The 18,864-nt window shown below is 61.8% G+C and carries 19 protein-coding genes; 14 read left to right on the top strand and 5 right to left on the bottom strand.

The window, feature by feature from the left end; all coding sequences use genetic code 11:
• Positions 1-29 precede the first annotated feature (29 nt).
• The 3 genes from SARO_RS20780 to SARO_RS17345 form a co-directional block, all read right to left on the bottom strand.
• Complete coding sequence (locus tag SARO_RS20780) at positions 30-323, bottom strand: hypothetical protein (RefSeq protein ID WP_011906631.1); 294 nt, start codon at positions 321-323, stop codon at positions 30-32.
• A 344-nt stretch (positions 324-667) separates the two neighbouring features.
• On the bottom strand, positions 668-946 hold the full coding sequence (locus SARO_RS21745) for a DUF2062 domain-containing protein (protein WP_370584398.1): 279 nt from the start codon (positions 944-946) through the stop codon (positions 668-670).
• A 225-nt stretch (positions 947-1,171) separates the two neighbouring features.
• Positions 1,172-1,618 (bottom strand): MarR family winged helix-turn-helix transcriptional regulator, encoded by a 447-nt coding sequence (locus SARO_RS17345; RefSeq protein ID WP_011906632.1) that lies wholly within the window; start codon positions 1,616-1,618, stop codon positions 1,172-1,174.
• Between the two features lie 74 nt (positions 1,619-1,692).
• Here SARO_RS17345 and SARO_RS17340 point away from each other — a divergent pair, with 74 nt between their 5' ends.
• The 5 genes from SARO_RS17340 to SARO_RS17320 are packed head-to-tail and all read left to right on the top strand — an operon-like array spanning position 1,693 to position 7,106.
• Positions 1,693-2,577, top strand: a complete 885-nt coding sequence (locus SARO_RS17340) for an alpha/beta fold hydrolase (RefSeq protein ID WP_011906633.1) — start codon at positions 1,693-1,695, stop codon at positions 2,575-2,577.
• A complete protein-coding gene (locus tag SARO_RS17335; protein ID WP_010890885.1) occupies positions 2,574-2,987 on the top strand; it encodes a hotdog fold thioesterase in 414 nt (137 codons plus the stop codon). The genes SARO_RS17340 and SARO_RS17335 overlap by 4 nt, the downstream gene beginning before the upstream one ends.
• The gene (locus SARO_RS17330) at positions 2,977-4,428 is read left to right on the top strand and encodes an efflux transporter outer membrane subunit (RefSeq protein ID WP_010890884.1); all 1,452 of its coding nucleotides are present in this window, start codon (positions 2,977-2,979) and stop codon (positions 4,426-4,428) included. Before SARO_RS17335 ends, SARO_RS17330 begins: the two co-directional genes overlap by 11 nt.
• A complete protein-coding gene (locus SARO_RS17325; protein ID WP_010890883.1) occupies positions 4,425-5,570 on the top strand; it encodes an EmrA/EmrK family multidrug efflux transporter periplasmic adaptor subunit in 1,146 nt (381 codons plus the stop codon). The genes SARO_RS17330 and SARO_RS17325 overlap by 4 nt, the downstream gene beginning before the upstream one ends.
• A 6-nt stretch (positions 5,571-5,576) precedes the next feature.
• A complete protein-coding gene (locus SARO_RS17320; RefSeq protein WP_010890882.1) occupies positions 5,577-7,106 on the top strand; it encodes a DHA2 family efflux MFS transporter permease subunit in 1,530 nt (509 codons plus the stop codon).
• A 62-nt stretch (positions 7,107-7,168) separates the two neighbouring features.
• Here the strand turns inward: SARO_RS17320 and SARO_RS17315 are convergent, their stop codons facing one another.
• Complete coding sequence (locus tag SARO_RS17315) at positions 7,169-8,098, bottom strand: DMT family transporter (RefSeq protein WP_010890881.1); 930 nt, start codon at positions 8,096-8,098, stop codon at positions 7,169-7,171.
• Between the two features lie 137 nt (positions 8,099-8,235).
• Between SARO_RS17315 and SARO_RS17310 the strand changes: the two genes are divergently transcribed.
• The 9 genes from SARO_RS17310 to SARO_RS17270 all read left to right on the top strand — a co-directional run bounded on the left by SARO_RS17310 (position 8,236) and on the right by SARO_RS17270 (position 17,930).
• Positions 8,236-9,615 (top strand): aromatic ring-hydroxylating oxygenase subunit alpha, encoded by a 1,380-nt coding sequence (locus tag SARO_RS17310; RefSeq protein ID WP_011906634.1) that lies wholly within the window; start codon positions 8,236-8,238, stop codon positions 9,613-9,615.
• Positions 9,616-9,640: 25 nt separating this feature from the next.
• Positions 9,641-10,165 (top strand): aromatic-ring-hydroxylating dioxygenase subunit beta, encoded by a 525-nt coding sequence (locus SARO_RS17305; protein WP_010890879.1) that lies wholly within the window; start codon positions 9,641-9,643, stop codon positions 10,163-10,165.
• 42 nt (positions 10,166-10,207) lie between these two features.
• Positions 10,208-11,305 (top strand): NAD(P)-dependent alcohol dehydrogenase, encoded by a 1,098-nt coding sequence (locus SARO_RS17300; protein WP_011906635.1) that lies wholly within the window; start codon positions 10,208-10,210, stop codon positions 11,303-11,305.
• 72 nt (positions 11,306-11,377) lie between these two features.
• Complete coding sequence (gene ppdK / locus SARO_RS17295) at positions 11,378-14,044, top strand: pyruvate, phosphate dikinase (RefSeq protein ID WP_010890877.1); 2,667 nt, start codon at positions 11,378-11,380, stop codon at positions 14,042-14,044.
• Positions 14,045-14,097: 53 nt separating this feature from the next.
• A complete protein-coding gene (locus tag SARO_RS17290; RefSeq protein ID WP_010890876.1) occupies positions 14,098-15,060 on the top strand; it encodes a dihydrodipicolinate synthase family protein in 963 nt (320 codons plus the stop codon).
• Between the two features lie 25 nt (positions 15,061-15,085).
• The gene (locus SARO_RS17285; RefSeq protein WP_010890875.1) at positions 15,086-16,099 is read left to right on the top strand and encodes a ketopantoate reductase family protein; all 1,014 of its coding nucleotides are present in this window, start codon (positions 15,086-15,088) and stop codon (positions 16,097-16,099) included.
• Between the two features lie 13 nt (positions 16,100-16,112).
• On the top strand, positions 16,113-17,180 hold the full coding sequence (locus tag SARO_RS17280; protein WP_010890874.1) for a tartrate dehydrogenase: 1,068 nt from the start codon (positions 16,113-16,115) through the stop codon (positions 17,178-17,180).
• 44 nt (positions 17,181-17,224) lie between these two features.
• Positions 17,225-17,509, top strand: a complete 285-nt coding sequence (locus SARO_RS17275) for a DUF1330 domain-containing protein (RefSeq protein ID WP_008828092.1) — start codon at positions 17,225-17,227, stop codon at positions 17,507-17,509.
• A 10-nt stretch (positions 17,510-17,519) separates the two neighbouring features.
• A complete protein-coding gene (locus SARO_RS17270) occupies positions 17,520-17,930 on the top strand; it encodes a BphX family protein (protein WP_008828093.1) in 411 nt (136 codons plus the stop codon).
• Here SARO_RS17270 and SARO_RS17265 read toward each other — a convergent pair whose 3' ends face one another.
• Positions 17,931-18,863, bottom strand: a complete 933-nt coding sequence (locus SARO_RS17265) for a 2-dehydropantoate 2-reductase (protein ID WP_010890873.1) — start codon at positions 18,861-18,863, stop codon at positions 17,931-17,933.
• Position 18,864 lies beyond the last annotated feature (1 nt).

Raw genomic sequence — 18,864 nt, 5'->3', positions numbered from 1 at the left:
CCGACATTTTTGGCGATCGATCGATGGTATCAACGGCGGCAGGGCCGCCCCTCATATTGTCGGCGATGAATTACGTATTCGCGCCCATTCCAGCGCTCGACTGGGAAACACATGCCGGGGCCACCAATTTCGACGTCAGGCCAGCCTCCGGCGCCTTTGGTTGCCAGGAATGTCGCGATACCGGTGCGCGATGCGACCAGCCTCCAGGACCCATTGGCTTGCTTGCTGACGATATTGAAAACGACCCCCGTGATCCCGAAACAGAAGGTGCTTCCCTCGGTGATGACTGCCTCCGGGCGTCCGTCGCCGTTGAGGTCCTTCATCTGCTCGATCGCTCCCGGCGTATAGCCTGCCGTGCTGGGGTCTTCGCATTTGCGCCATTGCCCGCCTGACTTCTGGCCGACCCCAAGGGCCCACTCCAGCGCATGGTCAATTCTCCCCGGGGGTGTTGTCCATCCAGACCAAAGTTCGATGGTCGGCCGCCACTCGCTGAAGGGATCCGGGGAGACTAAGGCCGACCATCGAATTGAGTTGATCGTTGCTTCGGCAGGGTGGCAACGAGTCCGGGACGATTTTCTCCGTGAGCATGTATTGTTTACCGCAGCTCGGCGCCAGCGGCACCTAAAAAGGTCATAATAGAGATCACGCGACACTGTCGGTGGCCTGATTATGCATCGTTACGAGATTGGTGATCGGCTTGCCTGAGGAGGAGGCGAGACCGCCATTGGCGCGCCAGCGGCGGCCGCCATGCGAGGTGAACCGCGCCAAAGCCGACAGCGGCCGAAACGGTCGCAAACAGGAGGAGACCGGCGATTATGGGCAGCGTGGTCCCCATCACCATGCTGAGCATCGATGTCGACAGGTCATTCACCGCTGCAGGCATTGCGCCGGTCCCGCCAGATGAGCCAAGGAAATGGTTGCCTACGCGAAACGCGGCATAGTAGATCGGCGGAAAGGTGAACGGATTTATGACCAGCGTCGCCAGCGCTGCAACGAGGGGTTCCCGCGAGCAGAAGCAGCGAGAAGGTCCGCGACGACAATCTGCCCGATCGGCAGGACAAATCCCACGAAAAGCCCCAAGGCAACAGGGAAGGGCAAATCCTCTGTTCGGTTGACAATCGATGGCTGATCACTGTCTCGCGAGTTGTGATAGACGCGATCGGTGCCAAGACTACAGATTGGCGGACATACTGGCCAGGAGTCGCTTGAAGGTGGCAATGTCATTAGCCGATATGCCAGCGAGCAACCGTTCGTAGACCACATCGGCTTCCGCCCTAAGCGCGGGCAGGATGCCGATGGCTTTTGGGCGCAGATGCAAGGTCCACACCCGGCGATTGCCTTCGACAGCGCGGCGCTCGACATAGTCCGCCTTTTCGAGCTGGTCTATGACATGGCCAACGCTTGCACGCTCCAGCTCCAGGCATTTGGCGAGTTCGGTCTGGGTCAGACCGGGTGTCCTGAAGATATAGGCGAGTGCGCGCCATTGGGTGCGGGTTAGCCCGAACTTCGCGGTCGATGCATCGAACACGCGGCGGAGCTTGCGCGGCACCTCCTCGATCAGGAACACGAGCCCATCGGCTTCGGTAAGGTAGCTTTGCTCGTCGGACGTCTTCGCCATGGTCGTCGCTCATAGCCTTCGATTGCTCAAAAGGACAGTCTTTACTGTAAAATATCTTATAGTAAGATATAAGCATGTCGAATCCGCACGTCACACTCTCCGGCCATTCCGGTCATGCCATAGCCGCACTCACCGAAGGACCTGAGCAAGGATTTCCGGTACTTCTCGCCCACGGTGGAGGGCAGACCAAGCGGGCGTGGAAGCAGGTGACGGCGATGCTGGCCAGACATGGGTTCCGCGCCATCGCGCTGGACCTGCGCGGTCATGGCGACAGCGCCTGGGCCGATGACGGTGCCTATGACATCGTGGATTTCGCTGGCGATCTGGTCGCCATCGCCGGGTCGCTCGACCGCAAACCCGCGCTGATCGGAGCATCGCTTGGCGGGCTGGCCGGGATCATGGCCGAAGGTGAGGTCGCCCCCGGCAGCTTCGCCTCGCTGACCCTTGTGGACATCACCCCGCAAATGGAGGCGGGCGGCGTAACGCGCGTGGTAGGTTTCATGGCGGCGCACGCGCGCGAAGGCTTTGCCTCGCCCGACGAGGCGGCGCGGGTGATCTCCGAATATCTCCCCCATCGCCCAAGCCGCAAGGCGTCGTCCGGTCTCGCCCATTACCTGCGGTTGAAGCCGGACGGACGCTACTACTGGCATTGGGATCCCGCCTTCATCGATGGCATCATGCGCCGCAACGCCGAGCGCGGCGATGGCAGCGACTATGGACGCGGCGAACTGGGCGAAGCCGCTGCGCGGCTTGCGCTGCCGGTCCACCTGATCCGGGGCGGATCGAGCGATCTGGTCTCGCCCGAAGCCGTCGCGCATTTCCGCGCGCTGGTTCCCCACGCCGCTTACAGCGACATCGCCGATGCGACGCATATGGTGGTCGGCGACCAGAACGACGCCTTTGGCGATGCGATCCTCGACTTCCTGATGCGGACACACGGAACGGAGATCGCGGCATGAGTGAACCTGCAGCGAAGGTCGACCTCGAACAGCTCCGTGCGATGCTGCTCATCGCGCCGTTCCACCAATGGCTGGGGCTGGATATCGCCGAACTGACAGACGAGGCGCTGATCCTCGAGATGCCGTGGCGCGAGGAAATCGTCTCCAACCCGATGATCGGATCGGCCCATGGCGGTGTCCTCTCGGCGCTGATCGACCTGACCGGGCTTTGCACCATCAACGCGCTCGGCGGATCGGCGCGCGCGACGGCTGACATGCTGGTCGATTTCCACCGACCCGCCACTTCGGGGCCGCTGCGCGCGATCGGGCGGGTGGTCAAGCTGGGCAAGCAATTGAGCGTTGCCGAAACCCGGATCGAAGATGCCGGGGGCAGGCTGCTGGCCAGCGGACGGGGTGCCTATGTCGGCTAAGCTCTTAGCTGCTCCGGGAGCCTTGGCAGTACTTGCGCTGGCGGGTTGCGTTGCGGTTCCCGACGCCGGAGTTCGTCCGGTCATGGAAACCGCCGACACAATCGAGGCTGCGCAGACGTTGGCCGCGCGCGGCAATACGACCTGGCCGCCAGACCAATGGTGGCGTCTGGCGGGCGATCCGCAACTGACTGCGCTGATCGAGGAGGGCCTTTCCAATGCACCGCAGGTTGCGGTGGCGGTGGCGCGGGTCAGGCGCGCGGAAGCCGAGGCGCAGCGCGTCGGGGCCGCGCGGTTGCCAACGATTGGGGCGGAAGCTGAGGGCGGTCTGCGCCGCCAGAGCGGCAACAACGGCATCCCCGCACAGTTCCTTCCCGATGGGTGGCAGGACTATGGACAGACCTCGCTGAGCTTCGGCTTCGACCTCGACCTGTGGGGTCGCAACCGCGCGGCCTATGCTGCCGCGACATCGGAGGCCCGCGCGGCGATGGTCGATGCGGCGCAGGCTCGCCTCGTGCTGTCGGTCGCGATAACCGCCGCCTACGCAGAGCTCGGGCGCCATTACCGCGAGCGCGACAACGCAGCGGCCACGCTCGCCAACCGCCGCTTGATGCGCGATCTTGTCGCCCAGCGCCAACGCAACGGGCTCGACAACCTCGCCAGCCTGCGCCGCGCCGATGCCGAAGTTGCCTTGGCGGAGCAGGATCTGGCAGCCGTCGATGAGAACATCGGCATCCGCCGCAACCAGCTTGCCGCGCTCCTGGGTGCTGGCCCGGATCGGGGAACGTCGATTACCCGTCTGCCGCTTGCACCCTCGACACCCGGCGGGGTTCCCGCCGGTGTCACCACCGACCTGCTTGGCAGGCGGCCCGATATCGTCGCCGCGCGCGAGCGCGTGGAAGCGGCGGCGAGCCGCGTCAAAGTGGCGCGGGCCGGGTTCTTCCCGTCGATCAACCTCAGGGCGCTGATTGGCCTTCAGGCGCTCGGTCTCGGCAATCTCGTCGCTTCCGGCTCCTTGTTCGGAAGCGTCGGTCCGGCCATCAGCCTGCCGATCTTTCAGGGCGGCGCGCTCAAAGCGCAATATGGCAGTGCCGAGGCCGCCTATGACGAGGCCGTCGCAAACTACAACCAGACCGTTGTCACCGCGTACCAGCAGGCTGCCGACGCGGTGACCCAGCGCGACGCAGCGGACAAGCGGCTTGGCGCAACCCGCACGGCGCTGGCCGCAAGCGAGGAAGCGCTAGGTCTGGTGCGCACACGCTACGAGGCCGGGCTTGCCAGTTACCTCGACGTCCTCGCCAGCGAACGCGGTGTGCAGGACCTACGCGTCGCGGTCATCGGCCTTGAGACATACGAACGCGGCGCGACGCTGGCGATGATCCGTGCACTGGGCGGCGGGTTCGACGCGGGCACTACCCAACCATCAGGACAGACCGAGCAATGAGCGATACTGCGACACAAGCTGCCGAAGTCGATCCGGAACTGTCCGCCTTTCGCAAGGCACGCCGGACGATGTGGCTCAAGCGCCTGGCCATCGTGCTCGCAGTGGTGGCTCTCGCATGGGGTGCCTGGTACGTGCTGGTCGCCCGCAACTATGTCAGCACCGACAACGCCTACGTAAATGCGCGAATGGCGCAGGTCACGCCGCTGATTGCTGGATCGGCCATCGAGGTGCTGGTCGAAGATACGCAGCAGGTGAAGGCGGGTGATGTCCTGGTCCGGCTCGACCAGGCCAACGCCAAAATCGCCGTCGCGCAGGCCGAAGCCGATCTTGCCGCCGCCCGCCGCAAATTCGGGCAGGCTGTCGCGACCAACAGCGCGCTGTCGGCCCAGATCGACACCTCAAGCGCCGGTCTCGTACAGGCCCGGGCGCGACTTCGCACTGCAGAGTCCGAGTTCGACAAGGCGCGGATCGACTTGCGGCGCCGTGAGGCCGTCATTGCCAGCGGCGCGATCTCGGGTGAGGAACTGACCCAGGCGCGCAAGGCCTACGCCTCCGCCAACGCGGCGCTCGAGGCGGCCCGCGGGGGCATCTCCGAAGTCACTTCGGCCCGACGGGTCGCGCAAGGGCAACTTGCCGCCAACGACGCCCTGGTGCGCGGCTCCAGCGTAGATACCGACCCAGCGGTTCAGGCGGCCAAGGCCCGGCTCGATGCCGCCTTGCTCGACCTCCAGCGTACCGAAATTCGCGCGCCGGTTTCCGGGGTGGTGAGCCGCCTGCAGATTCAGGTGGGACAGCGCCTGAGCCCCGGTCAGACTATCATGACCATCGTCCCGATCGACAAGCTCTACGTCGATGCCAACTTCAAGGAAGGCCAACTCGGCCGTGTCCGTCCTGGCATGGCTGTAACCCTCAAGTCGGATCTTTATGGCGGCGATGTCGTCTACCACGGCAAGGTCACCGGGCTGGCCGGCGGTACGGGATCGTCGATGGCAATCATCCCCGCCCAGAACGCCACCGGCAACTGGATCAAGACTGTCCAGCGCCTGCCGGTGCGGATCGAGCTTGATCCTGCCGAACTGCGCAAGCACCCGTTGCGCGTCGGGCTGTCGATGGAAGTCGAGATCGATGTTTCCGGTGAGTGAAACCAGATGAGCGAGACCGCTTCATCAGGCGCAGGAATAGCCCCGTCCCGGCAGCTTGTTGCCGGGCTCGTGCTTGCCCTTGCCAATTTCATGGTCATTCTCGACCTGAGCATCGCCAATGTCTCGATCCCGCATATCGCGGGCAATCTGGGCATCACGCTTGAACAAGGCGCATGGGTCATCACCTCCTACGCGGTCGCCGAGGCGATCTGCGTTCCCTTGACCGGATGGGTCGCCGGACGCTTCGGATCGGTACGCACCTTCCTGTTCAGCATGGTCGGGTTCGGGATCTGCTCATTCCTGTGCGGGATCTCAGTCACGATGGGCATGCTGGTCGCCAGTCGTATCGGACAGGGAATTTTCGGCGCCTTCCTGATGCCCATGTCGCAAACCTTGCTGCTCAGCGTGTTCCCGCCCGAGAAGCGCAATATGGCGATGGGACTATGGGCTGTTACACTGCTGATGGGACCTGCTCTTGGTCCGATGATCGGTGGCTATCTCACAGAAAATTATTCCTGGCATTGGATATTCCTGATCAATGTGCCCGTCGCCATCCTGTGCATCGTGGTTGGTTTCGCGCTGCTCAGGCCGATCGAGACCGAGCGGCAGATCCTGCCGATCGACTATGTCGGCCTTGCCTTGCTGGTGCTTTGGGTCGGCTGCCTCCAGATCGTGCTTGACCTTGGCCGTAACCACGACTGGTTCGCCGACCCGATGATCGTGGCGCTAACGATCACCTCTGCTGTGGGTTTTATCGTTTTCATTATCTGGGAGTTGGGCGAGGATCACCCGATCGTCGATTTGCGAGTTCTGCGGCACCGTGGCTTCAGCGTCAGCCTGACTGTTCTGTCGCTCGCATTTGCCGGATACTTCGCGGCGTTTGTCGTTGTCCCCCAGTGGCAGCAAGCCTGGCTCGGATTTCCTGCGACAGCAGCCGGCTTGTCCTCTTCGTTTTCGGCCATGGGCGGACTGATCACCGTTCCGCTGGTGGCTTTCCTGATGAGCCGCCTCGACCTGCGTTTCCTTGTTTCGTGCGGCGTTACCTGGATTGCGGCGATGACGCTCGTGCGCACAACCTGGACAACAGACTCCGATTTCTGGACCCTCAGCATTCCGCAGTTCGTTCAGGGGCTGGGCACTCCCTTCATGATGCTTCCTCTCATGACCCTGACGCTCAATACGGTTAAGGAAAACGAGGTGGCATCGGCCGCCGGCCTGCAAAGCTTCATGCGAACCATCGCCACCGCCGTAGCGACTTCCATCACTCTGTCTTATTGGGGTGATACTCAGCGCATCGCGCGCAGCGATGCGGTGGCGGTCCTGCAGCCGGAAGCGGCGCAGGCAAGCCTTTCCAGCCTCGGCTTCCCTTCTGAACAGATAAGGCAAGTGCTCAGCAACATGGTTGAGCTGGAGGCGACAACGCTGGCGCTTATTCATACCTTCTGGGCGACCACAGCCGTTCTGCTTTTTGCCGCCGCCCTGATCTGGCTTGCCCCACGACCGTCGAAATCAGGCGGCATTACGATGGGCCACTAAAGAAGACTGACCGGCAACCAGGAGGCAGATCTGGCTCTGTCGGCTCCAGAACTTCATTGGCCTTATGTCTTGACCCGACGCGACAACAGGATTGATGCAACCACCAACAGCGAACCGATCAGGTGGTATTTTGCGAACCGTTCTCCAAGCAGTGGTACGGCCATCAGGACCCCGAACACTGATGGCAGGTTCATGTAGACCCCCGCACGGCCCGAGCCGACCAAGGCGACCGCGCGATTGAACAGCGCGTAGGACAGCAGCGAAGGAAATATCCCGACATAGAGCAGGGATGCGAGCGCCGCGGGTGAAGCCACGGTCAGGCCAGCCCACCAGAGGTGCCAGGCATAGGGCACACTCAAAGCCGCGATCCCTACCCCGAACAGGACAACCAGCAAACTGAGGTGGTGCATCGCCGGTGCGCGGCGCAGGAAGGTAGCATAGGCGGAATAGAGAAAAACCGCAATGATGGCGAGCAGATCGCCTCGGTTCAGCGCATCCCAGCGCAGATAGTCGGGATGCCCCTTGGTCATGATCCACGCGATTCCGGTGATCGAAAGGAGTGCGCAAACGAGAAGGATCGGGTGCACCCTCTCCCGAAACAGCACAACTGGCATGAGCAGGGTCATCACCGGCATGGTCGATTGCAATAGAAGATTGTTGGTCGCGGTGGTGAACTGCAAGCTTTGATAGACGAGAAAGGAAAACAGCCCCACTCCTAAGGCCCCGAGGAGCCCAAGGAACCGCCAGCCGCCGACAATGGCGGACAGGTCGTCGCGGAGGTGTCGCCAAGCGAACGGGAGCACGAAGACCAGCGCCACCACCCACCGCCAGAACGCCAGCGTCACGGGTGAGAGCAAGTCCTTGGCCGCCCGCCCGACGATCGGATTCAGGGCCCAAAAGAACGAGGCCAGACACAGCAACAGGGCTGGTGATTGCCAGAGCCTGGACACAAGACCCAGGATGCTGGACGTGTTGCGGTCGGCATCTTGCAACCTAAAATTCTCCCCAGAAACGCGGCTTGAGAATCGTCCTTGCGCCAACGGTAGGTTTTGCATATGGTGCATCGCGTTGCATGTATAGCACGAATCGACTATGCAGCACTCGGAACAAAAAGCATGGGAGCGATGCGATGAATGGATCGGCGGCACTCGTCGATAATGCCAACGCGAGCCAGTCTCGCCGGGTGTTCTGGGATCAGGACGTCTATCAGCTGGAGCTGGAGCGGATATTCTCGCGATGCTGGCTCATGCTCGGACATGATTCGCTAGTTCCCAAACCGGGCGACTTCATTACGACGTACATGGCAGAAGACCGTGTCATCTTGTCGCGGCAGCCGGACGGTTCGCTGAAGGCGTTCATCAATTCCTGCACTCACCGCGGCAACCAGATCTGTCATGCCGACAGCGGCAGCGCCAAGGCGTTCGTGTGCAATTATCATGGTTGGGTTTTCGGTCAGGATGGTTCGCTCGTCGATGTTCCGATGGAAGAGCGGTGCTATCACAGCGATCTCGACAAATCCAAGCTGGGGCTCGCGCCGATCCGGGTCGAAACTTACAAGGGCTTCATCTTCGGCTGCCATGATCCCGAAGCGCCCTCGCTTGAGGACTATTTGGGGGACTTCTGCTGGTACCTCGATACGATCTGGGACGGTCCGGACGGTGGTCTGGAACTGCTCGGGCCGCCGTTGAAGAGCACCCTCGCCTGCAATTGGAAAGTCCCGACCGAGAACTTCGTCGGCGATGGGTATCACGTGGGCTGGACGCATGCCGCCGCTCTCCAGATGATCGGGGGCGAGCTGGCTGGCCTGTCGGGCAATCGCGCCGACATGCCGTTTGACGACCTTGGTCTGCAATTCACCATGCGGCATGGCCACGGGTTTGGCCTGATCGATAACGCGGCGACTGCGATCCACGTCAAGCGCGACGGGTACGTCAAATATCTCGAGGAGACGCGGGGCGGAATTCGCGAAAAATTCGGGCCGGAGCGCGAACGGCTCTATGTCGGTCACTGGAATACGTCGATCTTCCCAAACTGTTCGTTCCTCTACGGAACCAACACCTTCAAGATCTGGCATCCGCGCGGGCCGCATGAAATCGAGGTCTGGACCTATACCATGGTACCGAAGAATGCCGACACCGAAACTAAGCGGTCGATCCAGCGCGAAGCGATCCGTTCATTTGGTACGGCGGGAACGCTCGAAAGCGACGATGGCGAAAACATGTCGTCGGCCACCTACAACAACAACGGTATCATCACCCGCAAGGGGCGGATGAATTCGAGCATGGGCAAGGACCGCGAAGGGCCGCACCCCGTCTATCCAGGAATTGTCGGGGTCAGCTTCATCGGCGAAACCTCGTATCGAGGCTTTTATCGTTTCTGGCAAGAAATGCTCGATGCGCCAGATTGGGCCGCCATCCGGGCCAATGACGATACCTGGGATGCAATGTGGACCAACCGTAATTTCTGGCCTGAACGTCTGTCGGCGAAGCAAGCCGAGCCGCAAGACTGATCCCGACAGCAATCTGGACCGCAAGATGACCGAAACACGCAAGCCCGTAGGCATGGAACTGCATCATGCCATCGTCAGTCACTATTCCGCCGAGGTGCGGATGTTGCAAAACCAGCAATATCGCGAATGGTTCGATACTGTAATCGCCGAAGATATCCATTACTGGATGCCAGTTTACGAACAGCGGTTCGCACGTGACCGCCGCCCGGATCCAACCCCGGGGGATGCCGCAATCTACAACGATGACTATGCCGAGCTGCAGCAGCGGGTCGACCGGTTGCTGACGGGTCAGGTATGGATGGAAGATCCGCCATCACGTATCCGCTATTTCGTCACCAATGTCGAAGCATTCGAAATTGCACCGTTTGAATTCGAGGTCTTCTCTAATGTTCTGGTGCACCGCAATCGCCGACAGAGCGAAGTTTACGTGCACACGCTGGGACGCGAAGACAAGCTGCGGAAAACAGGCAGCGGCTTCAAGGTATTCAGCAGGAAGCTGAATATCGACGCGCGCGTCGTGCAGGACAAGAATCTCTATTTCTTTGTATAAGCAAATTCAATCAACTGGAAATCAGGAAAGGGGAGAGCAAAAATGGACGCATACGCGGCAATTATCGAGCGTCAAGGCGGCGAATTCGTTCTGGATAACGTCTCTATCGAGGATCCGCGCGACGGCGAAGTGCTGGTCAAGGTTGCCGCAGCTGGCATGTGTCATACCGACCTGACGGTTCGCGATCAATATTACCCGACGCCGCTGCCGGCGGTGCTGGGCCATGAAGGTTCGGGCGTTGTCGAAAAGGTCGGACGTGGCGTCACCACTGTCAAGCCAGGCGACAAGGTCGTGCTCTCCTTCAGCTATTGCGGCACCTGTCCATCGTGCCTCAAGGGGCATCAGGCCTATTGTCCGAGCCTGTTCCCGCTCAATTTCATGGGCCGCCGCCTGGATGGTTCGACGCCGATTACCCGCAACGGCCAAGAGGTCAACGCCTGCTTCTTCGGGCAATCCTCGTTCGCGACCTATTCGATCGCGTCGGAAAACAACTGCGTCAAGGTTGCCGACGACGCACAGATCGAACTTTTGGGCCCACTGGGCTGCGGCATCCAGACCGGGGCGGGCAGCATCCTCAATGCGCTTTGTCCCGAACCTGGCTCCTCGATCGCGATCTTCGGGGTCGGGTCGGTCGGCCTCAGCGCCGTGATGGCCGCCAAGGCCTCGGGCTGCCTCAAGATCATCGCGGTTGACCGCAACGCAGGCCGCTTGGAACTGGCGCGTGAACTGGGCGCCACCGATGTGATCGACGCCAACACGGTCAACGCTCAGGAAGCGATCGTCGCGATGACCGGTGGCGGCGCCGACTATGCCATGGATACCACCGCCATTCCAGCGGTGCTGCGCTCGGCGGTGGACAGCACGCACAACATGGGTGAAACCGCAGTGGTCGGCGGGGCGAAGCTGGGCACCGAGTTTTCGCTAGACATGAACAACATGCTGTTTGGCCGCAAGTTGCGCGGCGTAGTCGAAGGATCGAGCACCCCGCAGGTCTTCATCCCGCAACTGATTGCGATGCAGAAGGCCGGGCTGTTCCCGTTCGAGAAGCTCTGCACCTTCTATGATCTCGACCAGATCAACCAGGCCGTCGAGGATACCGAAAAGACCGGCAAGGCGATCAAGGCCATTCTCAAAATGTAGATCGCTTCTGGGGCGGCGCACCAATCGAATTGCGCCGCCTTGGACCTGCACTTGGACCTCAGGAATTTAACAATGTCGAGTGTGTTTTCCTTCGGTTCCGGCGTTCTGGTCGCAGGTCAGATTGGTCTCGACAAGCGCGTCTTGGGCGGGAAAGGGGCCAACCTCGCCGAGATGGCGCGGATCGGGCTGCCCGTCCCGCCTGGATTCACGATTTCCGCCGGCGAATGCCTCGCTTATCTTGACCACGGCAGAGCTTCACTTGATCGCATCCGCGATGAGGTTTCGGCTGCTTTGGGGCTGGTCGAACGGGCGACGGGCAAGACGTTCGGCAATCCTCGCGATCCCCTGCTGGTCTCGGTGCGTTCGGGCGCGCGGGTATCCATGCCGGGGATGATGGACACGATCCTCAACCTTGGCATCAATGATGCTACCGTCACCGGCCTGGGCCAGTCCTCCGGGGATGAGCGGTTCGCGCTCGACAGTTATCGCCGCTTCATCCAGATGTATTCCAGTGTCGTGCTCGAAATCGAGCATGGCGTATTCGAGGCAGCCCTTGACCGCATCAAGGAAGATCGCGGCGTCGATGAGGATATCGATCTTCGAGTGGAGGATCTGCGCGGCGTGATCGCGACCTTCAAGGATCTCGTGCTTGCCCATCACGGCGCGGCCTTTCCTCAGGATGTACAGGAACAACTCTGGACGGCAATCGAGGCGGTGTTCCGCTCATGGGACTCACCGCGAGCCAAGGTCTACCGGCGCCTGAACGATATCCCCGGAGATTGGGGCACGGCGGTTAACGTCCAAGCCATGGTGTTCGGAAATCTTGGCGAGACCAGCGCTACCGGCGTCGCCTTTACCCGCAACCCTGCAACCGGCGAGAAGGCCTACTACGGCGAATGGCTGGCCAACGCCCAGGGTGAGGATGTTGTCGCCGGCATCCGCACGCCCCAGTATCTGACCAGGGCTGCCCGCGAAGCCGCAGGTGCGCGGCTTCCCTCAATGCAGGAAGCGATGCCGAAGGCCTATGCCCAACTTGCTGAGGTGTTCGAACTGCTGGAGCGCCACTATCGCGACATGCAGGACATCGAATTCACAGTCGAACGCGGCAGGCTCTACCTCCTTCAGACCCGTTCGGGCAAGCGCACCGCCAAGGCCGCGCTCAAGATTGCCGTCGACATGGTCGAAGAGAGCCTGGTCGACGAAGTGACCGCGCTGCTCCGCCTCGACCCGGCCTCGCTCGACCAGTTGCTTCACCCCTCGCTCGATCCGAATGCCCCACGGGTGCTGCTCGGAAAGGGTTTGCCTGCCTCGCCCGGGGCAGCCTCGGGAGGTGTGGTATTCGATGCGGAAACAGCGGCACGGTGGGCCGAATTGGGAGAGAAGGTCATCCTCGTCAGGCATGAGACGTCGCCTGACGACATCCATGGCATGCACGTCGCAACCGGCATCCTGACGGCGCGCGGCGGCATGACCAGCCACGCGGCCGTGGTCGCGCGGGGTATGGGCCGGCCATGCGTGGCGGGCACCGCGAGTCTCAAGATCGACCCGGTCGCGCGGGTCGCCGAGATCGGCGGCCAGCGGCTCGAAGAGGGCGCATTCATCACGATCGACGGTTCGACCGGCGAAGTGTTCCTGGGCGAACTGCCGACGATCCTGCCCAAACTTTCGGGCGATTTCGCAACGGTGATGGCATGGGCTGACAAGCATCGCCGCCTGAAGATTCGGACCAACGCGGAAACCCCGCTCGATTGCGAAATGGCCCGCCGGTTCGGGGCCGAAGGGGTCGGGCTTTGCCGAACCGAGCACATGTTCTTCGATGAAAGCCGGATCCTCGCCATGCGGCAGATGATCCTGGCCGACAGCGAAAAGGAACGACGCTCCGCGCTCGACCAGCTATTGCCCGAACAGCGCACCGACTTCCGCCGGATCTTCGAAATCATGGAAGGCTTGCCAGTCACCATCCGCCTCCTCGATCCGCCGCTGCACGAGTTTCTGCCGCATACGGATAGCGAGTTCACCGAGCTTTCGCGGGCGATGGGTATTGACGTGGAGCAGGTTCGGCATCGCGCAATCGAATTGGCGGAAACCAACCCCATGCTGGGGCATCGAGGCTGCCGACTGGGCGTGGTCTATCCCGAAATATACGAAATGCAGGCTCGCGCGATTTTCGAGGCGGCGCTCGAAGTCGCGGGCGAGGCGGGCATGGCGGTCTGTCCCGAAATCATGATTCCGCTGGTCGGATTGCCGCGTGAACTGGAATCACTGAAGGATACCCTGTACAGGGTCGCTGAAGTCGTGTTCGCCGAAAAAGGCGAGCGGATCGCCTTTAGCGTTGGCACCATGATCGAGCTGCCGCGGGCAGCCCTGGTTGCCGACGAAATCGCTGCAAGCGGGGAATTCTTCTCGTTCGGAACCAATGATCTGACCCAGACTACGCTGGGGATCAGCCGCGACGATGCGGCGCGTTTCCTGGGTGCTTATGTGGAAAAAGGCATTATCGCCAAGGACCCGTTCGTCACCCTCGATATCGAAGGGGTCGGCAAGCTGATCGAAATGGCATCGCGCAAAGGGCGCGAAACCCGGCCCGACCTAAAACTGGGGATCTGCGGCGAGCACGGCGGCGATCCGGCCACGATCGCCTTCTGTGAGGAGATCGGGTTGGACTATGTCAGCGCATCGCCTTTCCGGGTGCCGATTGCCCGACTGGCTGCGGCCCAGGCGGCGCTGGCGCCTTCATGAACGGACGATGCAAGCTGAAATTCTGAACCAAATCGAGATGAGGTGCACCTCAAATGGAATATGATCGTAAGGACGCCAAGGCCTGGGCAACGAAGACCGTCAGGGGCTTCTATCAGTGTCCGATCACCCCGATGACCGCCGATTACAAGTTCGATGTGGACGGTATCCGCTACAACATCGATAAATATGTCGAAATGGGCGTAGATGGCTTGGCCGTCGGCGGGTTCATCGCCGAATGCTGGAACGTCTCAGCGTCAGACTGGTTTCGCTATCACGAGATCGTTGCCGAGGCGAATGCCGGGCGGCTCGATCTGTGGACCATCGTGCTCGATCCCAGCGTCTATACCGCGATCGAGAAGATGCAGTTCGTCGAGAAGCTCGGGTATAACGGGGCTGAGGTGATCAACCCGGTTGTGCAGCTCAAGCGCGACGACGAAATCTATTCCTGGTTCAAGTTCCTGACCGACCACACCGATCTGGCCGTCTGCCTCTACCGGACCCCGGTTTCGGGCACCGTGCTGAGCTGGGACCTGATGCGCCGCCTGGCCGATATCGATACCGTGATCGGCGTCAAACAAGGTGCCATGAGCCGTGCCGAGACAATCAAGATCCGCCAGCTAATGCCCGAAGGCTTCAACACGATGGAGCCATTTGAATACTTCTTCCTCGACGATCTGCGTCTTGGCGGCACCGTTTGCTGGGGTGAATTGTCCTACATGCTGTACGGCAAGAAGCGCCATTTCGCCAAGGAATACATCCGCCTGGCGCATGAAGGAAAATGGGAGGAAGCGCGGGCCGCTTCCGATCAGCTCAGCGAAGTCCGCGAATTCTATCACGACAACTTCCTGTGGGATATCGCCCGCACCGCGACCTATGCCAGCGCACTTGCCAATGTGAAGGCCTGGTACGAAGCGATTGGCCTCAAGGCTGGCCCGATCCTGCCGCCGGTGGCTGATGTGACGCCGGAAAAGAAAGAGCAGATCAGGGCCAAGCTGGTCGAACTGGGCATTGCCTGAGCCGAACCAACGGGAATCCCAAAGCATGTCCAAGCAATTGCATTTCTGTTTCCACGGCGCCGGCGGGCTAGGCTCGGTCATCGGCGGATTCCTGGCGCGCGGCGGCCACAAGGTCACGCTGATTGCGCGCAAGCCCCATGTCGAGGCGATCCGCCGGGATGGCCTGAGTATTTCTGGTGTGCGGGCGCAATTCGTCCAGCGCGAAAACCTCTTCGCGGTCGAAACGCCCGAGGAGGTTGAAGGCGACATCGACTATTACATCCTGCTGACCAAGGCCAAGGGTACCGATCAGGCGCTGGCCGATGCGCAGGTGTTGGTCGATCGCACCGCTTGCGCGCTGACTTTGCAGAACGGCGTGGGCAAGGAAGGCAAACTCCAGGCCGCGTTTGGCAAGGACAAGGTGATCGGCGGCTCGATCATGGACGGGGCGACCCTGCTCGAACCGGGCAAGGCGCTCAATCACATGGCGGTTCCCGTCACCGCCTATTTCGGCGAGCTGGAAGGCGGGGAGAGCGAGCGCACGCGGATCATGGCCGAAGCGCTCGACGCTGCGGGCATGGGTTCGCGCTCAACTCCCGATATCGTCCATGTCCATTGGGAAAAAGTGGTTCAGGTCGGTGGAGCATCGTCGTGGAGCGCCAGTACGCTGGGCGCGCTTCCAAAGCTCGATTTTGTGGATGGTGTGGCGGTTCGCGAAGGCGCCGAACACTATGTCCACGTCGTCAAGGATCTGCTGGCGATCTACAAGGCGCTTGGCTACGAACCACAGAACTATTTCGCGCCGGTATCCAGATTGGTCGAGATTGACCGTGAAGGCTTTGAAGAGGCAGTGTCCGGTGTCATGGCGATGGGCACCAGGTTCAAGCCGGAAAACCGTCCTGTCCGCACCTCGATGCATGACGATCTCGTGGCGGGCCGGCGGATGGAAGTTGACGAGGTCCTGGGGCCGCTCGCGGCGGCAGCGGAGCAACTGCAGGTTCCTGCGCCAGCCTTTCTCAGCGCCTATCGGGTGCTCAAGACTTTGAACAGCTATCTGTAGTGAAAGATTGACCATGAGGCGTTATTCCATCGCCAGCATTCCGGGAGATGGAATAGGCCGCGAGGTGGTGCCTGCCGCAATCGAGGTGCTGACGGCGGCAGCGGCCAAGTGCGGTTTCGTGCTCGAATTCCGGCACTTCGACTGGAGCTGCCAGACCTACCTCGAAACCGGCAAGATGATGCCCGATGATGGGCTAGACCGGTTGCGCGATCATGATGCGGTGTTCCTCGGCGCGGTCGGCTTTCCCGGGGTACCCGATCATATCTCGCTGTGGGGGCTGCTGCTGCCGATCCGGCGCGAGTTCGAGCAGTACGTCAATCTGCGTCCGGTGCGGCTGCTGCCGGGCATCGCTTCGCCCCTGCGCGACAAGGCTCCCGGCGACATCGATTTCTGGGTGGTGCGCGAAAACTCGGAAGGCGAATATTCCCAGATCGGCGGTCGGACCGGGACCGGCGAGAACGAAATCGTCGTCCAGCAGGCGATCTTCAGCCGCCGGGGCACCGACCGCATCTTGCGCTATGCCTTCGACTTCGCTCGGCGGAGCGGGCGCAGGCATGTGACCAGCGCGACGAAGTCCAATGGACTCTATCATTCGATGCCGTTCTGGGACGAGCGCTTTGCCGCGATCGGCGCCGAATACCCCGATGTTGCCGCCGATCAGTATCATGTCGATATTCTCGCCGCACGCTTTGTGATGTCGCCCGAACGGTTCAATGTTGTGGTTGGTTCGAACCTGTTTGGTGATATCCTTTCCGATCTGGGGCCGGGAATCACTGGCACCATCGCTGTGGCGCCTTCTGCTAACCTCAACCCCGAACGGCGGTTCCCTTCGATGTTCGAGCCGGTCCACGGGTCTGCCCCGGACATCGCCGGGCAGGGCATCGCCAATCCGATCGGCCAGATTTGGTCGGGTGCAATGATGCTGGAACATCTCGGCGAAGCCGAGCCCGCCGCGCTGGTGATGCGCGCACTCGAAACGGCGCTCATTGCGCCCGATATTGCGAGGACCCCCGATCTTGGCGGAAACGGGACAACCGCGGGATTTGCGCAAGCTGTTCGCAGCACCTTGCTGGGGCTCTAGCCGGAAAGCTGGCGGTCCCGGCGCTGACCAAAGGAAACGGAGTGATGGCTGCCTATTTCATCGGATCGATCAAATCGCACGACGAAACCTGGGTGGCAGGCTATATGGCCGCAGTTCCGGCGCTGGTCGGACGCCACGGCGGGGAAATGGTCTGCCGTTCGCACGAGTTCGTCCGTTATGAGGGCGAGGGAGCCGCACCTGACTATGTCGTGGTGATCCGGTTTCCTTCGATGGAGGCGATCGACGCCTTCATGAACGATCCGGACTATGCGCCGCACAAGGATGCGCGCATCGCCTGCGCCACATCGGATATCTTCGCGATCGCCTGAGGAGGCCGCCATGAAGGTTCTGCGCACTTACCTGATCGCCGTGGGGATCTGGTATCTCTGCAATCTCGTGCTGCTCTGGCCGCCGGTCTATGCGGGGGCCCTGCGGCTGATCTACCCCGGTATTGCGCTGGGGCAGGGGACGCCGTCTTTCGGCCTGCTGCTTGATGCCTGGTTGATCGTTGGCATCCAACTGGCGGCAATCGGCCTTGTGGCGTTGTGGGGCGCGCGCGATCCGTTGCGCTACTGGGCGCTGGTTCCGGTGATCGTGCTGACCGAACTCGTCGGCTCCGCCTGGGACATCTATAGCGTCGTTTGGAGCGGAGAAGCCTTGTGGGTCGGCTTGACGACCTTGGCCGCGCATGCTGTGATCATGGCGGGTGCATGGTTTGCCAGGCGCGCGATGGAGCGGGATATCGTCTGATCAATCAGGTTGAAGCCCGCGGGCGCGCAGCCGCGCGAGGATTTCGTCTGTCGCCGGGCAGGGCAGGTCGGCCTGTCGCGCGAAGCGGGGTATGGCCCCACTGAGGTGGACGAATTCCGACGGTCTGCCCGCTTCGAGATTGCGCTGCAGCGAACTGGTGACGTCGGGTGGAAAGCGGCCGATGAAGTCCAGCTTCTCGTCTATGCAATCGGGCGGCAATTCGATGCCCAACGCCGTTGCGATCCGTTCGACCTCGGCCATGGCCTCGCGCAAAAGCGCGCTGGCCTGGGGATGGCTCAGCACCTGACCGACCTTCAGGCCGAACGCCGGGGCCACCGCGCCGATCGTCGCGGCCATCAGGAACTTGTCCCACAATGCTGGGCGCATGTCGCCTGTCAGAGTGGTGGGGACCCCAGCGGCAATAAGGTCGCCCGCAAGGTTTGCCGAGGCCTGTCCGGCAGCCGGGTCGGTTGCGTGATCGGCGACCGGGCCGGCCAGCAGCGTGGCGGGGACGCCGGTGTGGCGCACGATCCCGTCTTCCAGCTCGAAGAAGCCGTGCATGCGTGCGCCAAGCACGACAGCGCGGGGCAGGGCGGCCTGGGCGATGCCGGGTGCTTCGACCCCATTCTGCACCGTCAGCAGCGTGAAGCGGCTTCCGCGCAGTGGTTCGAGCAGGGCGAGCGCGGATTCGATCTGAAACGTCTTGGTTGCCAGGATGGCATGATCCGGAGGCGTTGCGGGATCGCATGCTGCGGACACCGGCACACGCACTTGCCGCTCGGCCCCGCCTTCGGACAGCAGCACGCCCATGTTTCGCAAGGCCTCGAGACGCGCTCCTCTGGCGATCAGCAGAACTTCATGCCCGGCGTCGTGCAACCGCGTGCTCAGGAAACTGCCGATTGCCCCGGCGCCGATGATGACAAACCGGCTCACC

Origin of the sequence: Novosphingobium aromaticivorans DSM 12444 (assembly GCF_000013325.1) — a bacterium.
Lineage (GTDB): Bacteria > Pseudomonadota > Alphaproteobacteria > Sphingomonadales > Sphingomonadaceae > Novosphingobium > Novosphingobium aromaticivorans.
The sequence above is the reverse complement of the archived record's forward strand: the minus strand, read 5'-3'. Positions and strand labels throughout refer to the sequence as shown.

Bases quoted from the DNA above. Each gene is read 5' to 3' on its own strand.
- SARO_RS17280 (WP_010890874.1), top strand. From the start codon at position 16,113: ATGAGGCGTTATTCCATCGCCAGCATTCCGGGAGATGGAATAGGCCGC.
- SARO_RS17345 (WP_011906632.1), bottom strand. From the start codon at position 1,618: ATGGCGAAGACGTCCGACGAGCAAAGCTACCTTACCGAAGCCGATGGG.
- SARO_RS17270 (WP_008828093.1), top strand. From the start codon at position 17,520: ATGAAGGTTCTGCGCACTTACCTGATCGCCGTGGGGATCTGGTATCTC.
- SARO_RS17275 (WP_008828092.1), top strand. From the start codon at position 17,225: ATGGCTGCCTATTTCATCGGATCGATCAAATCGCACGACGAAACCTGG.
- SARO_RS17290 (WP_010890876.1), top strand. From the start codon at position 14,098: ATGGAATATGATCGTAAGGACGCCAAGGCCTGGGCAACGAAGACCGTC.
- SARO_RS17335 (WP_010890885.1), top strand. From the start codon at position 2,574: ATGAGTGAACCTGCAGCGAAGGTCGACCTCGAACAGCTCCGTGCGATG.
- SARO_RS17325 (WP_010890883.1), top strand. From the start codon at position 4,425: ATGAGCGATACTGCGACACAAGCTGCCGAAGTCGATCCGGAACTGTCC.
- SARO_RS17310 (WP_011906634.1), top strand. From the start codon at position 8,236: ATGAATGGATCGGCGGCACTCGTCGATAATGCCAACGCGAGCCAGTCT.
- SARO_RS17320 (WP_010890882.1), top strand. From the start codon at position 5,577: ATGAGCGAGACCGCTTCATCAGGCGCAGGAATAGCCCCGTCCCGGCAG.
- SARO_RS20780 (WP_011906631.1), bottom strand. From the start codon at position 323: ATGAAGGACCTCAACGGCGACGGACGCCCGGAGGCAGTCATCACCGAG.
- SARO_RS17305 (WP_010890879.1), top strand. From the start codon at position 9,641: ATGACCGAAACACGCAAGCCCGTAGGCATGGAACTGCATCATGCCATC.
- SARO_RS17285 (WP_010890875.1), top strand. From the start codon at position 15,086: ATGTCCAAGCAATTGCATTTCTGTTTCCACGGCGCCGGCGGGCTAGGC.
- SARO_RS17330 (WP_010890884.1), top strand. From the start codon at position 2,977: ATGTCGGCTAAGCTCTTAGCTGCTCCGGGAGCCTTGGCAGTACTTGCG.
- SARO_RS17300 (WP_011906635.1), top strand. From the start codon at position 10,208: ATGGACGCATACGCGGCAATTATCGAGCGTCAAGGCGGCGAATTCGTT.
- ppdK (WP_010890877.1), top strand. From the start codon at position 11,378: ATGTCGAGTGTGTTTTCCTTCGGTTCCGGCGTTCTGGTCGCAGGTCAG.
- SARO_RS17340 (WP_011906633.1), top strand. From the start codon at position 1,693: ATGTCGAATCCGCACGTCACACTCTCCGGCCATTCCGGTCATGCCATA.